The organism is Streptococcus sp. DTU_2020_1000888_1_SI_GRL_NUU_041A (assembly GCF_032387735.1).
Taxonomy (GTDB): domain Bacteria; phylum Bacillota; class Bacilli; order Lactobacillales; family Streptococcaceae; genus Streptococcus; species Streptococcus sanguinis.
Window position 1 is genome coordinate 607,200 of sequence record NZ_CP135591.1, and the last position, 13,692, is coordinate 620,891.

Sequence of the window (13,692 nt, forward strand, 5' to 3'; positions counted from 1 at the left end):
ATAAAATAGAGAATCCAATCTGCAGGAAACGTTGCATATATTCAACGAATTTTTGAGTTCAATTGTTAAAATTAGTAAATTTGAGTCTATTTTGCATAAAAAAACCACTGTCCAACTCAAAATAGCTGAGCTTAAAAGTGGAGATTTGCATTATTTGCTATATTTTTGAAAAGCAGTATCAAGGGCTTCTTGATAGCAGTCAGCGCTATGCTGACAGTTCAAGATTCGGAAAATGTTGACAGCTTGCTTCATTTGCGAAAGCCCCTCTTCTTTTTGCCCTTTCAAACAAGCTAACTCTCCTTGAGCAAAGAGATAGACAATTCGAAAGTAAGTCTCATTTTCTTCATAAAAGTGTCGCTCAATGACTTGTTGGAAATAGTCTGCCTGAGTGATATTTTCCTGACTGATGGCCAGAAGATAGCCATTAAGAAAGGTAGTGTGCAGGGTGTTGCGGTTGTTGGCAAACAAGGCGGCAAAATCCTTTCTTGAGAGGATTTCTTTGGTGTATTGGGAAAACAAGTCTAGAGATAAAACCGGAGTGCAGACAGAGAAGAGATTGAGTTCGTAGCGCCCCCAAATGTCAACTGAAAAGAGGTAATCATGGAGGAAATCCAGTTCTCCTGGACTGGCCTTTTCAGACTCCTTGAGGGCACAGAGATAGGCCTTTACAATCAGGCGTTCAACCCAATCATTAGCGCGCTTGCTTTTTTGAGTGACTTTTTCTTTTTTCAGATAAAGTTTTTCTAAGAGGTCAAGCTGATTGGCTTGCAACAGGTCTTGAATTTGGCTTAAGAGTTCCTTATGAGAATGATGATCCTGGATGCCGGCTGCAACGGTAAATTCTTCCGTTTCCGTGTGAATGGCGCTGAGAGCGCTAAAAAATTTCTGTGTCGAAAGTTCGCTCTGCCCATTTTCAAAGCGAGAGAGCATAGATTTTGAAAATTCTCCGCCAGTCGCTTCGGATAAAGAGATGTGCCTTGCCTCTCGAAAAAATCTAAAAACCTGTCCTAGATGTTCCATTGTCTTCCCTCCTTGCATTTTATTATAACAAAATAATTTTCAATAACATCGGAGCGCCCAAACATGATATAATATAAAGAAAAAAGCAAAGAGGAACTTATGTTGCATATTCAAGAAATTCGGAAGAATCCAGATGGTCTAGCTTTTGAGAAAAAGCTAGACTTGGAAGAAGAGTTAAAAGAACGCAATCCTGAGATTTTAGATGTTCAGGATATTGTAGCCAAAGGCAAGGTTCAATATGAAGACGGCCTCTATTTTCTGGATTATGACCTGTCTTATACCATCACTCTGACGTCCAGTCGCAGTATGGAGCCGGTGGAGCTCAAGGAGTCTTATCTAGTCAACGAAATTTTCATGGAAGAAGGACAGGCTGCATCGCAGGATATGATTGATCAGGACTTGGTACTGCCGATTGAAAATGGCGAGATTAATGTAGCCGAGAGTGTAGCTGATAATATCCTGATGAATATCCCGCTGAAAATTCTAACAGCTGAGGAAGAAGCTGGCCAAGGCTTTCTGTCGGGTCAGGACTGGCAGGTTATGACAGAAGAAGAATTCGCCGCTGCTCAAGAAGCTCAAAAAGAGAAGAACAATCCTTTCGCTGGTTTGCAAGGACTGTTTGATGAATGAATCTTGTAAAAATTTTGAAATCGATAAAAAATAAAATAAAAGAAAAGACAAATTGCTATGACCTGCACCCCAAAAGTTAGACAGAAAATCTAACGATTGGGGTGTTTTTAATCTGAAATTAGGTCATACACATAAACTAGTTATATAACCTAAAAAGAATGGCGTTTCTCGGGTTCGAATATACCCAGTTCAAATCTTTAATGTTATTTACCTGACTTAAAGCAATAAATAATTGAGAAGATTCTAGTAGATGGCCAGTTCCCTACAATAAGCTCCCAAACTAAGTTTGGGAGCTTATTGATTTATATCTTCTGTTTGGCCTTGATAGTGGTAGATACAGAGTCGTTTTGCTTGGTCTGGGCGGCTGACAGTAAAGTGGAAGTAATGGTCTTTCTTATCCAAGCTTTTGGTCTTGGAGAGTTTGAAATAAGTGGATTGGCGGCTGGCCATGTGGAGTAGGATGTCATCTTCCATGACCATCAGAGGCTGGGGAAGATTGGAAAATTGATAAAAATCCTCTTGAAATTGATAGTAATTCTGGGAAAAATAGTCAAATTGAAGTTCCTCATGTACATTCTGAGTGGTCATCTACGCCTCCTGAAGCATGTATCGAAAGAATCTGATGGATAGCAAGGCCTTTGTAATGGTCACCTTCCTGCAGGAGGACTTGCTTGCAGTCCAGATGAAAGACGGTAGCAGTAATGTCGATCAGCTTTTCCTGATTAAGAAAGGTGATTCGGATGGGAACTTGCTGGCTGTAGGCTTGGTTGAGCAAGTGGAATTTTTCCTGTCTATCAAGTTGGGGCAATTGGCTCATATCTAGTTCTTTTTTGGCCAAAGAAGTGCTGTGCTCAGAGAGGAAAAAGCCAGCCCACTTAGCCATGCCCCGATCCTGAAAGTCACGTGCCGACTGATAGGGGAGATAGGAGCGGTCAGTCATGATAAGCCCTCCAAACCTCCAGCTGAATGGCCACCTGTCAGCTTGCTTCGAGCGATGGCACGGGAGGAGCCCAGTAAGGCTGTTCCCTTCAGTAGAGAGGCAAATCCGAAGCGATCTCTGATGCGGTCAATCGTCTGTTGGAGCTCCTCTTCTTTTTGAATTTGCAGGGGATCGTCAAAGAGAGAAATCAGACCATAACCTTGATCGACAAAATCACTGTAAAAAACGCCAATCTGGCGGATAGCCCCGCCCTGATATTTGGAACGAAAAAGCTGAACGACGATTTGAGCTAATCGGTCACTGTTGTTAGTGGGCTCAATTTTTTTCTGTGTATGAATGGAAGGCAGGAGCTCCTGCTTGGAATAGCGGGCATAGATGGAGACACGCTGGCATTTCTTACCAGAGCGTCTGAGACGAATGGCGACCTGCTCAGCCATTTCTCGAAAAACCAGCTCAATCTCTGCCTGCTGTCTATAATCTCGGGGGAGAATTTGCGAATTGCCCAGACCATGTGACTTGACCTGATAAGGCTTGTGAACATTGCTTTCATCAATGCCGTGAGCGTGAAACCAAAGCTGCAGGCCCATAACCCCCATTTCTTTTTTGAGAATGTCGGGGTTAAAGTTAGCCAAATCATAAATGGAATGGATACCTAACTTCTTAAGACGGGTGGCTGTTCGGTGGCCAATGCCCCAAAAATCAGTCATGTTTGGAATAGTCCAGACCTTACTGGGAACATCCTCATAGGACCAGTTGACCCGCATCTTTTTTGTGTGTTTGGCTTCAATGTCTAAGGCTAGCTTGGCGAGAAGTGGATTGGCGTTGCTCAGACCGATAGATGCATAAATCCCAGTCTTCTTCCAGATAGCCTGTTGAATGCGGGCAGCCAGCAGATCCAGTTTGGTCCTGCGGTCCAGCGTCTGATCGGGAATGAAGTAGTTGATAGAGCTTGTCAAATCTAAGAAGCCCTCATCGATTGAGTAGGGGAAAATATCATCGGGAGCTGCGAAATCCTGGAAAATCTTTTGGATTTCCATGTTTTTCTGGATGTAGTAGTTCATCCGAGGTGGGACCAATAAGGTCTTTTGAGCAACATCTTCAATAAAGCGCACATAATCTGCTGTAATCGGTAGTCCCTGCTTGCGGGCAGCAGCATAGTTGAACTTACGGGTGTGGACATCAAAAGGAAGATTATAGCTTCGGCTGACATTTTGGCTGCCGAAATTCTTTTTAAAGAGAGGGGTGGCAGCTAGTATCAGTCCAGCGGAATTTTCAATTCGGCTCATGACACAGAGCGAGGTTTTTAAAGGGTCCAGGCCGAGGGAAATGCATTCGCAAGAGGCATAAAAACTTTTCATATCCACAAAAGCAATATCTGAACGGGGCTCGCGTGAATAATCAAATAGGACCATAGCTTATACCTCAATCGGCAGAAAATGTCCGACTACGATACCAACAATGCTAGGTTGGTCTTCGTAGGGAGCAAAGAGATCCTCGTAGTCAGGATTGATAGATTCTAAACGTAGACCTTCAGCTTCGCGGTAGACTTTTTTGATATAGGTCTTGCCATTCCACATAAGAGCATAGACCGCCCCATCGTAGTCGAATCCCGTTTGTTTCATAAGGGCAACAGAGCCATTGGGATACTTAGGCTCCATAGAATCCCCAGAGACCCAGGATGCAAAGTCGTGCTGGATATCTTGATCAAAGTAGACAGTTTCGTAGTCTGTTTCATTGTCATAGTAGCTGTGACCGAGACCTGCAGCCAGCTCAACGGATAGAACCTTATAGGCTGTAAGGGAGCTAATCTTACGCTGTCTCTCTAAGAGCCGACTAGCGAGTTGGTCTACTTCTTTTTTATGTGGTAGAGTTAGTAAAGGGTAGGTGTAGAGCGCGCTGGTCTCATCCACAAAGTAGCTCTCTTGGACCTTGAGACAGGTGGCCAACCTCCTGAGATTTTTGGCGTGGGGTTCTGCTAGACCATTTTCCCAAGCAGAGTAAGTCTTTCGAGAGATGCCCAGCTCTTGGTAAATGGAAGCCTGTGCCAGATTAAGCTCCAGCCGGCGTTTTTTTAATTTTTCATGCGAAAACATATCACACCTCCTATGTAACGTTTTAAAGGTTACATATAGTATAACAAATGAAATCGAGAAAAGCAAGTTCTTTATTGAGTATTGTTATTTCTAGCAAGAGTGTGGTAAACTGTAGGGAGGAATATGACTTGGAGGTAGAGAGATGTTTCCTATGACAGCAAAAACGATCATGACAGAAGAAGCTTACCGCCGTTTCGCTTGGACCAATTTTTGGTATAAAAAGAATGGCATCTTCTCGCTGATTCTCCCTGAGATAGTGGTGCTGATATGCAGTGCAATCTGTTTTTTCATCGGGGAACCTTTGCCAGGCATAGTTTTTCTTGTTACTGTGGCTGTCCTTCCTTTTCTTTACTATCTGTCCATGAATCGACATATTAAAAAGTTTTATAGAGGCAACCCCCTCTGGCATGATATAGAGCAGGAGTTTAGCTTCTATGAGACAGACTTTCGTGTCGTTAATCGGAATAACAATGCCAGATTTGACTATCAAGATATTGTGGCGATTATAGACAAGCCAGAAACTTTTTATATTATGGTTGGCCGGTCAATGGGGCTGATCTTGGATAAGGCAGACTGTCAGCCTGAATTAATTGATTTTTTACTAAAACTAAAAGAAAACAGAAGTCTCTAATTTGGGGGACTTCTATTTTTTATCTGTCAAGTTTTCAAAAAATTGGCCTCTTGTGCGATGTGTGTTATAATGTTTTTTATGAGAGTTGTTGCAGGTAAATACGGGGGTAGGCCCCTCAAGACTTTGGACGGCAAGACGACTAGACCTACGACCGATAAGGTCAAGGGGGCAATTTTTAATATGATTGGTCCCTATTTTGACGGCGGTCGGGTGCTGGATCTTTATGCTGGGAGCGGGAGTTTGGCCATTGAGGCTATTTCGCGAGGTATGGAGACAGCTGTCTTAGTCGAAAAGGATCGCAGAGCTCAGGCTATTATTTCAGAAAATATTCAGATGACCAAGGAGCCGGAACGTTTTGACTTGCTCAAGATGGAGTCTGGCCGAGCCTTGGAAATGTTGACGGGGACTTTTGACTTAGTCCTCTTAGATCCGCCTTATGCCAAGGAGCAGATTGTGGCTGACCTTGAGAAGCTGGAGGAAGGCCAGCTCTTGAGTCAAGATGTCCTAGTAGTCTGTGAGACAGACAAGGAAGTGGAATTGCCGGAAGAAATTGCAGGGCTAGGCATTTGGAAGCAGAAGATATATGGAATTTCAAAGGTGACGGTGTATGTCAGATAAGATAGGATTATTCACAGGGTCTTTTGACCCGATGACCAAGGGCCATGTGGACCTGATTGAGCGGGCCAGCAGGTTCTTTGATAAGCTCTATGTAGGGATTTTCTATAACCGGGAAAAGTCAGGTTTTTTTACAATTGAGTCCAGAGAGCGGATGGTCAAAGAAGCTCTGCAGCATTTGGATAATGTTGAGGTAATCACTTCTCAGAATGAGTTAGCAGTGACGGTGGCCAGAAGACTGGGAGCACAGGCCTTTGTGCGTGGTCTCCGTAACAGTCAAGACCTAGACTATGAAGCCAATATGAACTTTTTCAATCAGGAATTGGCGGGAGAAATAGAAACGATTTTCTTACTCAGCAAGCCGGTCTATCAGTATATCAGTTCATCACGTATTCGTGAGCTGATTGCTTTTCAGCAGAATATTGCGGCCTATGTGCCCCAAAGTGTAATCAAAGAATTAGAAAGAATCAACCATGAAAAGAATTAAGAAGTATCTATGGCCGACGGTCATTGGCGTCACTATTGCCTTTTTTATAGCAGCTTTTTGGGTTCGTCTGCCTTATTATATAGAAGTTCCTGGTGGTGCCGAGGATGTTCGTCAGGTCTTGCTGGTTGATAATAAGGCCGATAAGGAAGCGGGTTCCTACAACTTTGTGACGGTCGGAGTAGAGCAGGCAACCTTTGCTCATCTGGTCTATGCTTGGCTGACCCCTTTTACAGATATTTATTCCGCCAAGGATATGACAGGGGGATCCACGGATGAGGAGTTCAATCGGATCAACCAGTTTTACATGGAAACATCACAAAATATGGCTAAATATCAAGGGTTGACGACAGCTGGTAAAGAGATCAAAATGGACTATCTGGGAGTTTATGTCCTACAGGTGGCTGATAACTCAACCTTCAAGGGAGTTCTCAATATTGCTGATACGGTAACTGGTGTCAATGATAAGACATTTGAAAGCTCTGAGGAGCTGGTTAAGTATGTCAACTCGCAGAAGCTTGGGGATAAAATCAAGGTGACTTTCCAAGAAGATGGTCAGGAGAAATCGGCAACTGGTAAGGTTATCAAGTTGGAGAACGGTAAGAACGGGATTGGGATTAGTCTGATAGACCGGACGGAAGTCAGCAGTAATATTCCGATTACATTTTCAACTGAGGGTATCGGCGGTCCTAGTGCTGGTCTCATGTTCAGCCTGGCTATTTATACCCAGTTGGCTGATCCGACTCTTCGTGATGGCCGCGATATTGCAGGGACCGGCAGCATCAGCCGAGAAGGAGAAGTTGGCGAAATTGGTGGAATTGATAAGAAAGTTGTTTCAGCGGCCCAAAGCGGAGCAGATATCTTCTTTGCACCGAACAATGAACTGACAGAGGAAGAGAAGAAGCTTTCTCCTAATGGGAAAAACAACTACCAAACGGCTCTGGAGACAGCCAAGAAGATTAAAACGGATATGAAAATTGTTCCAGTTAAAACGCTGCAGGACGCCATTGATTATCTAAAAAAGAACAAGTAAGATCTTAGCTTTGCTAAGATTTTTCTTGTGAGATAGACAAAGTTATATGGCTTTCTTTACTTTAAATCGTCAGACTTTTTTCAGAAAGATATTTTTGATGAAAAGTCCGCGAAATACTGGCTGATTTATGATAAAATAAAGTGTTGTAGATAAACTATCCAAGATTTTTAAAGGAAGAGTATGCGTAAAGATATTTCACCTGAATTGTATAATTATAATAAATTCCCAGGACCGGAGTTTAAACAGATTGACAGCAAGATTGTTGCAGAAAAATTCGAGTTTGAATTGATTGAGAACTATAAGGAAGGCTTTGACTTGACGGCCTTTCATCAGCGTTTTTCAGAAATTCTCACCAAGTTTGACTATATTGTCGGTGACTGGGGCAATGAGCAGCTACGACTGCGCGGTTTTTACAAGGACGAGCGGGCTAATGAAAGCGATGAGAAGATTAGTCGCTTAGAAGACTATTTGCTGGAGTACTGCAGCTATGGCTGTGCTTATTTTGTCTTGGAAAATCCAAATCCTCAGCGCGCTTCCTTTGATAAAAAATCGCATGGCAAGAAAGAGTCAGAGGGGCGGTCAAAACGTTCTCGCAACAGCCGTTCTGGGAACAACCGTAATCGCAGAAGCGAGCGAGACCGAGACAGCCGTTCTAAAAGAGACAATAAGCGCTCTCGTAACAATTCCCAGCAAGATAGGCAGAAAAAGCAAAAAGACAGCAATCGCCATTTTGTAATTCGTCAGAATAAAGGAGAAAAATGAAACCATCTATTTATAGCTTAACGCGTCAGGAAATGATTGAATGGGCGGAAGCTCAGGGAGAAAAGAAATTTCGGGCCGCCCAGATTTGGGAGTGGCTCTACCGTAAACGGGTTCAGTCTTTTGAAGAGATGACTAATCTGTCCAAGGACTTGATTGCCAAGCTAAATGATCAGTTTGCCGTCAATCCGCTTAAACAGCGTATCGTCCAAGAGTCTGCTGACGGTACGGTCAAGTACCTCTTTGAGCTGCCGGACGGTATGCTGATTGAGACGGTGCTCATGCGCCAGCACTATGGACTTTCTGTCTGTGTGACCACCCAAGTTGGCTGCAATATCGGTTGTACTTTCTGTGCCTCTGGCTTGATTAAAAAGCAACGCGACCTCAATAACGGTGAGATTGTAGCTCAGATTATGCTGGTTCAGAAGTATTTTGACGAGCGTGGTCAGGATGAGCGGGTCAGCCACATCGTGGTTATGGGAATCGGTGAGCCTTTTGACAACTATGACAACGTGCTCAAGTTTGTCCGGACGGTCAATGATGACAAAGGTTTGGCTATCGGAGCCCGTCATATCACGGTTTCGACTTCAGGGCTGGCTCATAAGATTCGTGACTTTGCCAATGAAGGTGTGCAGGTTAATCTAGCTGTATCCCTCCATGCCCCGAATAATGATTTACGGACCAGCATCATGCGGATTAACCGGTCCTTCCCTATCGAAAAGCTTTTTGCGGCTATCGAATACTATATTGAGACGACCAACCGTCGTGTGACCTTTGAGTACATCATGCTCAATGAAGTCAATGATGGGGTAGAGCAGGCCAAGGAACTGGCTGAGCTGCTCAAGAACATTAAGAAACTGTCTTATGTCAATCTCATTCCTTACAACCCCGTTAGCGAGCATGACCAATACAGCCGCAGTCCCAAAGAGCGCGTGATGGCTTTCTATGATACTCTCAAGAAAAACGGAGTCAACTGTGTGGTCCGTCAGGAACATGGTACGGATATTGATGCAGCCTGCGGCCAGCTGCGTTCTAATACCATGAAGCGTGATCGCGAGAAAGCATTGGTAGAAAATGTTCAGCCTTAAGAACTATCTGACTTCAGACGGTGAGCTGACTGCTAAGGGACGGAGATTGCTGGTAGGGGGAAGCTGGCTCTATTTCTTGATGCTTTGCGTTCTGTGCTTTATTCCTCAGGTTCCAGAGCCAGGAATGGAAACGCCGGGGATTCAGTATTTTGGCCGAATAGTAGTTTTGTTAATCCCTTTTAATTCCTTTGTTAATATTGGCGAGATTACTTCTTGGATCCAGCTGGTCAAGGTCTTTATCCAAAATCTAGCCAATATCTTCTTGCTGTCGCCCTTAATTTTTCAGTTGCTTTGGCTCTTTCCGAAATTGCGGAAGACCAAGAAGATTGTATGGCTGAGCTTTGGGATGAGTCTGTCTATCGAAGTGACTCAGATTCTGCTGGACCTTCTTATCAACGCCAATCGAGTCTTTGAGATTGATGATCTCTGGACCAATACTTTGGGTGGTTATCTGGCTTGGTGGGCATTTCAGCTTGGTCAAAAAATCTGGAAAAATCGTCAAGACGACGCTTTCAAAAGAGACTAGCAAGAGAAAGGTTCGGATTTAGAAGAAAAAAATAAATTTTTTCTTGACAAGAAAAAGGGAAAGGCCTATAATAAAATAAATCATCAGAAAAGTAATAATTTTTTCTACTTTCAGGGAGCCTGTGGTTGGTGGAAACAGGCAGTAGAAGATTATGAAGTGGGCTGATGCAAAAAATGAATTTGAAGCAATAAAAATTCGGTGAGCACACCTTACAGTGCAGCTTGTTGTTAGACAAGACAGAGATATGGAGGCAGTCTATACTTTGCTCCATAATTGAGGTGGCACCGCGATTATACGCCCTCACACAGATTTTTTCTGTGTGTGGGCTTTTGTTTTGCTTGAAAATAAAGAAATGAGGCAATCAAGATGACAGAAACTAAAGGATATTTTGGACAATTCGGCGGCTCCTTTGTACCAGAGCCTATCCAGGCCTTGCTGGATGAATTGGAAGCGACTTTTGAGAAGTATAAGGATGATCCAGAATTTTTAAATGAATACCGGCATTATTTGGCAGATTATTCAGGTCGGGAAACCCCGCTCTACTTTGCAGAAAGTCTGACCCGGCATCTGGGCGGAGCTAAGATTTATCTGAAGCGGGAAGATCTCAATCATCTGGGCTCGCATAAGCTCAATAATGTTTTGGGGCAGATTCTTCTAGCTAAGCGCATGGGCAAGACCCGAGTCATTGCTGAAACGGGAGCTGGTCAGCATGGTGTAGCAACTGCGGCGGCAGCAGCTAAGTTTGGTATGAAGTGCGATGTCTACATGGGTGCAGAGGATGTAGAACGCCAGCGCCTCAACGTTTTCCGCATGGAAATGATGGGCGCGACTGTTCACGCTGTGGAAACAGGCACCAAAACCCTCAAGGATGCAGTTGATGCAGCCTTTGGAGCTTGGATGAGTGATTTGGAAGCCTTCTATGTTTTGGGTTCGGCTGTCGGACCTCACCCCTATCCGACGATTGTCCATGAGTTCCAAAAGGTGATCAGTGAAGAATCTCGCCGTCAGATTTTGGACAAGGAAGGCCGCTTGCCGGATTATGTCATTGCCTGTGTAGGTGGTGGATCCAATGCTATCGGTGCTTTCTCTCAGTATGTGGCGGATGAAGAAGTTAAGTTAGTGGGGGTTGAAGCCGCTGGACGGGGTCTTGATACAGACCAGCATGCGGCGACCATGACCAAGGGAAGTGTCGGAGTAGTGGACGGTATGAAGACTTACGCTGTCTTTGCTGAAAATGGTCAGGTAGCGCCGGTTTACTCCATTTCAGCAGGCTTGGACTATCCTGGAGTTGGTCCTGAACATGCTTTCTTTAAAGATTCTGGACGAGTAGAATACGTGGCAGCGACAGATGATGAAGCTGTGGATGCCTTGCTTCTCTTGACACAAAAGGAAGGAATTTTGCCAGCGATTGAAAGTTCTCATGCCATTGCTGAAGCTATCAAGCGAGCTCCGCAACTGTTATCTGACCAAATCATCATTATCAATGTATCTGGTCGTGGAGACAAGGATGTGGCAGCCATTGCTGACTATCTAGAAAAACGAAAATAAAATACCCAGCAGAAGAGTAGTAATATCTCTCCTTTCAGAGAGCCTGTGGTTGCTGTAAACAGGCAGGAGAAGTTATGAAATGGGCTACTGGAGACAAAATTTTGTCCTTTAGTTGAACTTTTATCACTTTGTTATCTTACTTTGCCATGAGCCGGTATGCTGCTTTGTACTAAAAGGGATCTAAATGACTGTAAATAAGTAAATGAGATGTGGAGCATGAAAACTCCATAACTGAGGTGGCACCGCGATGATACGCCCTCACAGGATGAACTGTGTGGGCGTTTTTCTGTAGTTTTGGAGCAGGTTTTGACGGTGGACAGGTGCTATCTGTTCTTGTGAAATGCAGTTATGGCTTGCAGCTTGCTCCTCCTTAAACGCTTCTGATTAAATAGAAAGAAACATTATGCAAAAGATTTTACCAGCTGATATTATATCGCCGATTCTGGCTTATATGCGGATTCAGGGCGACCACAAGGTTATTTTGGAAAGTATTCCGAGAGATAGCGAGACAGCCCGCTTTTCTATCCTAGCCTATAATCCAGTCTTTGAAGTCCGCTATGAAAATGGCCAGTTAACAAAGAATGGGCAAGTAATCGAGGCAGATCCATTGGACTATCTGCATGAGTTGGTCGTAAAAAAAGGCCATCATTCAGAACTGCCTTTTGGCGGTGGAGCTATCGGCTTTGTCGGCTATGATATGATTTCCCTCTATGAGGAGATTGGCCAGATTCCAGCAGATGTGATTGGAACGCCGGATATGCACTTTTTCGTCTATGAGAGTTACATGGTTTTTGACCATAAAAAAGACAAGGTCTATATCCTTGAGGAGGCGCTCTACAGCGATCGAAGCGAAGCTGATTTGACTGCTAGTCTGGAGCGTATCATGGCTGAGCTGGCGCAGCCTGCAGCAGATGAATTTTCACCGCTGGAACTGTCCAGTTTGAATTTCCAGAGCCATATCGAGCAGTCAGCTTTTGAAAAAATGGTGGAAGAAGCACGGAGCTTGATTCGACAGGGAGACATGTTTCAATGCGTGCTCAGTCAACGCTTTTCAGCAGAGTATTCTGGTAGGCCACTGGATTACTATCGCAATCTGCGCGTGACCAATCCTTCCAATTATCTCTATTTTTATGACTTCGGGGATTATCAGATTATCGGAGCCAGCCCGGAAAGTCTGGTGTCAGTCAAGCAGGGGCAGGTTACGACCAATCCTATTGCTGGGACCAGACCGCGCGGGCAGGATGAAAGAGAAGATAAAGCCTTGGCGAAGGAGTTGCTAGCTGACGAGAAGGAAGTGGCTGAACACCGTATGTTAGTTGATTTGGGGCGTAATGATATCGGTAAAATTGCCCAGAATAACAGCGTGGAAGTCACTAAGTACATGGAAGTGGAGTATTTCCGCTATGTCATGCATCTGACCAGCGTGGTCCGTGGTCAGCTTCTGCCCCAACTGACAGCCATGGATGCGCTCAAGTCCACCCTGCCGGCCGGCACCGTTTCGGGTGCGCCTAAGATTCGAGCCATGAAACGGATTTATGAGCTAGAGCAGGAAAAACGTGGCGTTTATGCGGGGGCTATTGGCTATCTGTCTGCGACAGGGGATATGGATTTTGCCATTGCTATTCGGACTATGATTTTGAAAAATGGCAGAGCTTACGTTCAAGCTGGAGCGGGTATTGTTTATGACTCGATCCCTGCTAATGAATACCAAGAAACCATCAATAAGGCCAAATCAATGACCAAGATAGGAGAGATGCAATGATTTTATTGATTGATAATTATGATTCTTTTACTTACAATCTAGCCCAGTATATCGGCAATTTCGCAGAAGTCAAGGTCTTGCGAAATGATGATGCAGGCCTTTATCAAGCGGCAGAAGAAGCTAATGCCTTGGTTCTGTCTCCGGGTCCAGGCTGGCCAGCAGATGCAGGACGGATGGAGGAAGTTATCCGTGATTTTACTGGTAAAAAGCCGATTTTGGGGATTTGCTTGGGGCACCAAGCTATTGCAGAAGTATTTGGCGGAAAGCTAGGTTTGGCTCCCAAGGTCATGCACGGCAAGCAAAGTGTTCTGCGCTTTGAGGGGAAATCTCCTATCTATCAAGGAATAGAGGATGGGCAGCCGGTCATGCGCTATCATTCGATTTTGATTGAGGAGATGCCAGAGGACTTTGAAGTGACGGCTCGGGCAGCTGATGATAACTCGATCATGGCTATCCAGCATAAGAGCCTGCCTATTTATGGTTTTCAGTATCATCCAGAAAGTATTGGCACGCCGGACGGCTTGTCGTCTATCAAGAATTTCATCGATTTAGTAAAATAAAGG

The 13,692-nt window shown here is 44.4% G+C and carries 16 protein-coding genes and 1 other annotated feature; of the genes, 11 read left to right on the top strand and 5 right to left on the bottom strand.

Features of this window, described 5'->3' with window-relative positions:
* Positions 1–150: 150 nt before the first annotated feature.
* The gene (locus RSK81_RS03085; protein WP_315687392.1) at positions 151–1,020 is read right to left on the bottom strand and encodes an XRE family transcriptional regulator; all 870 of its coding nucleotides are present in this window, start codon (positions 1,018–1,020) and stop codon (positions 151–153) included.
* A 99-nt stretch (positions 1,021–1,119) separates the two neighbouring features.
* Between RSK81_RS03085 and RSK81_RS03090 the strand changes: the two genes are divergently transcribed.
* Positions 1,120–1,650 carry a YceD family protein gene (locus RSK81_RS03090; RefSeq protein ID WP_223310844.1) on the top strand — a complete coding sequence of 177 codons (531 nt, stop codon included), beginning with the start codon at positions 1,120–1,122 and terminating at the stop codon, positions 1,648–1,650.
* A 294-nt stretch (positions 1,651–1,944) separates the two neighbouring features.
* On the opposite strand, the gene RSK81_RS03095 is transcribed toward RSK81_RS03090, so the two are convergent.
* Genes RSK81_RS03095 through RSK81_RS03110 form a run of 4 tightly spaced genes read right to left on the bottom strand, consistent with a single transcriptional unit; the run spans position 1,945 to position 4,683 of the window.
* A complete protein-coding gene (locus tag RSK81_RS03095) occupies positions 1,945–2,238 on the bottom strand; it encodes a DUF5960 family protein (RefSeq protein WP_315687393.1) in 294 nt (97 codons plus the stop codon).
* Positions 2,216–2,590 carry a hypothetical protein gene (locus tag RSK81_RS03100; protein ID WP_315687394.1) on the bottom strand — a complete coding sequence of 125 codons (375 nt, stop codon included), beginning with the start codon at positions 2,588–2,590 and terminating at the stop codon, positions 2,216–2,218. Before RSK81_RS03100 ends, RSK81_RS03095 begins: the two co-directional genes overlap by 23 nt.
* Positions 2,587–4,002, bottom strand: a complete 1,416-nt coding sequence (locus tag RSK81_RS03105) for a Y-family DNA polymerase (RefSeq protein WP_315687395.1) — start codon at positions 4,000–4,002, stop codon at positions 2,587–2,589. The genes RSK81_RS03100 and RSK81_RS03105 overlap by 4 nt, the downstream gene beginning before the upstream one ends.
* Before the next feature lie 3 nt (positions 4,003–4,005).
* Complete coding sequence (locus tag RSK81_RS03110) at positions 4,006–4,683, bottom strand: XRE family transcriptional regulator (protein WP_315687397.1); 678 nt, start codon at positions 4,681–4,683, stop codon at positions 4,006–4,008.
* A gap of 142 nt (positions 4,684–4,825) precedes the next feature.
* Between RSK81_RS03110 and RSK81_RS03115 the strand changes: the two genes are divergently transcribed.
* The 10 genes from RSK81_RS03115 to RSK81_RS03160 all read left to right on the top strand — a co-directional run bounded on the left by RSK81_RS03115 (position 4,826) and on the right by RSK81_RS03160 (position 13,689).
* Positions 4,826–5,314: a YcxB family protein gene (locus tag RSK81_RS03115; protein ID WP_315687399.1), complete on the top strand. Its 489-nt coding sequence runs from the start codon at positions 4,826–4,828 to the stop codon at positions 5,312–5,314.
* A gap of 69 nt (positions 5,315–5,383) precedes the next feature.
* Positions 5,384–5,932 (top strand): 16S rRNA (guanine(966)-N(2))-methyltransferase RsmD, encoded by a 549-nt coding sequence (gene rsmD, locus RSK81_RS03120; RefSeq protein ID WP_268697775.1) that lies wholly within the window; start codon positions 5,384–5,386, stop codon positions 5,930–5,932.
* Positions 5,922–6,416: a pantetheine-phosphate adenylyltransferase gene (gene coaD, locus RSK81_RS03125; protein ID WP_268697774.1), complete on the top strand. Its 495-nt coding sequence runs from the start codon at positions 5,922–5,924 to the stop codon at positions 6,414–6,416. Before rsmD ends, coaD begins: the two co-directional genes overlap by 11 nt.
* The gene (locus RSK81_RS03130) at positions 6,403–7,446 is read left to right on the top strand and encodes a SepM family pheromone-processing serine protease (RefSeq protein ID WP_002921992.1); all 1,044 of its coding nucleotides are present in this window, start codon (positions 6,403–6,405) and stop codon (positions 7,444–7,446) included. Before coaD ends, RSK81_RS03130 begins: the two co-directional genes overlap by 14 nt.
* A 180-nt stretch (positions 7,447–7,626) precedes the next feature.
* The gene (locus RSK81_RS03135; RefSeq protein ID WP_223337486.1) at positions 7,627–8,208 is read left to right on the top strand and encodes a YutD family protein; all 582 of its coding nucleotides are present in this window, start codon (positions 7,627–7,629) and stop codon (positions 8,206–8,208) included.
* Positions 8,205–9,293 carry a 23S rRNA (adenine(2503)-C(2))-methyltransferase RlmN gene (rlmN, locus tag RSK81_RS03140; protein WP_002915717.1) on the top strand — a complete coding sequence of 363 codons (1,089 nt, stop codon included), beginning with the start codon at positions 8,205–8,207 and terminating at the stop codon, positions 9,291–9,293. The genes RSK81_RS03135 and rlmN overlap by 4 nt, the downstream gene beginning before the upstream one ends.
* Positions 9,280–9,819: a VanZ family protein gene (locus RSK81_RS03145; protein ID WP_315687401.1), complete on the top strand. Its 540-nt coding sequence runs from the start codon at positions 9,280–9,282 to the stop codon at positions 9,817–9,819. The genes rlmN and RSK81_RS03145 overlap by 14 nt, the downstream gene beginning before the upstream one ends.
* Positions 9,820–9,888: 69 nt before the next feature.
* Positions 9,889–10,124 (top strand) — a binding site (T-box leader).
* 61 nt (positions 10,125–10,185) lie between these two features.
* Positions 10,186–11,367, top strand: coding sequence for a tryptophan synthase subunit beta (trpB, locus tag RSK81_RS03150; RefSeq protein WP_315687402.1), 1,182 nt, complete (start codon positions 10,186–10,188; stop codon positions 11,365–11,367).
* Between the two features lie 403 nt (positions 11,368–11,770).
* Positions 11,771–13,129 carry an anthranilate synthase component I gene (gene trpE, locus RSK81_RS03155; RefSeq protein ID WP_002925581.1) on the top strand — a complete coding sequence of 453 codons (1,359 nt, stop codon included), beginning with the start codon at positions 11,771–11,773 and terminating at the stop codon, positions 13,127–13,129.
* Positions 13,126–13,689: an aminodeoxychorismate/anthranilate synthase component II gene (locus tag RSK81_RS03160; RefSeq protein ID WP_002925580.1), complete on the top strand. Its 564-nt coding sequence runs from the start codon at positions 13,126–13,128 to the stop codon at positions 13,687–13,689. Before trpE ends, RSK81_RS03160 begins: the two co-directional genes overlap by 4 nt.
* Positions 13,690–13,692: the final 3 nt, after the last annotated feature.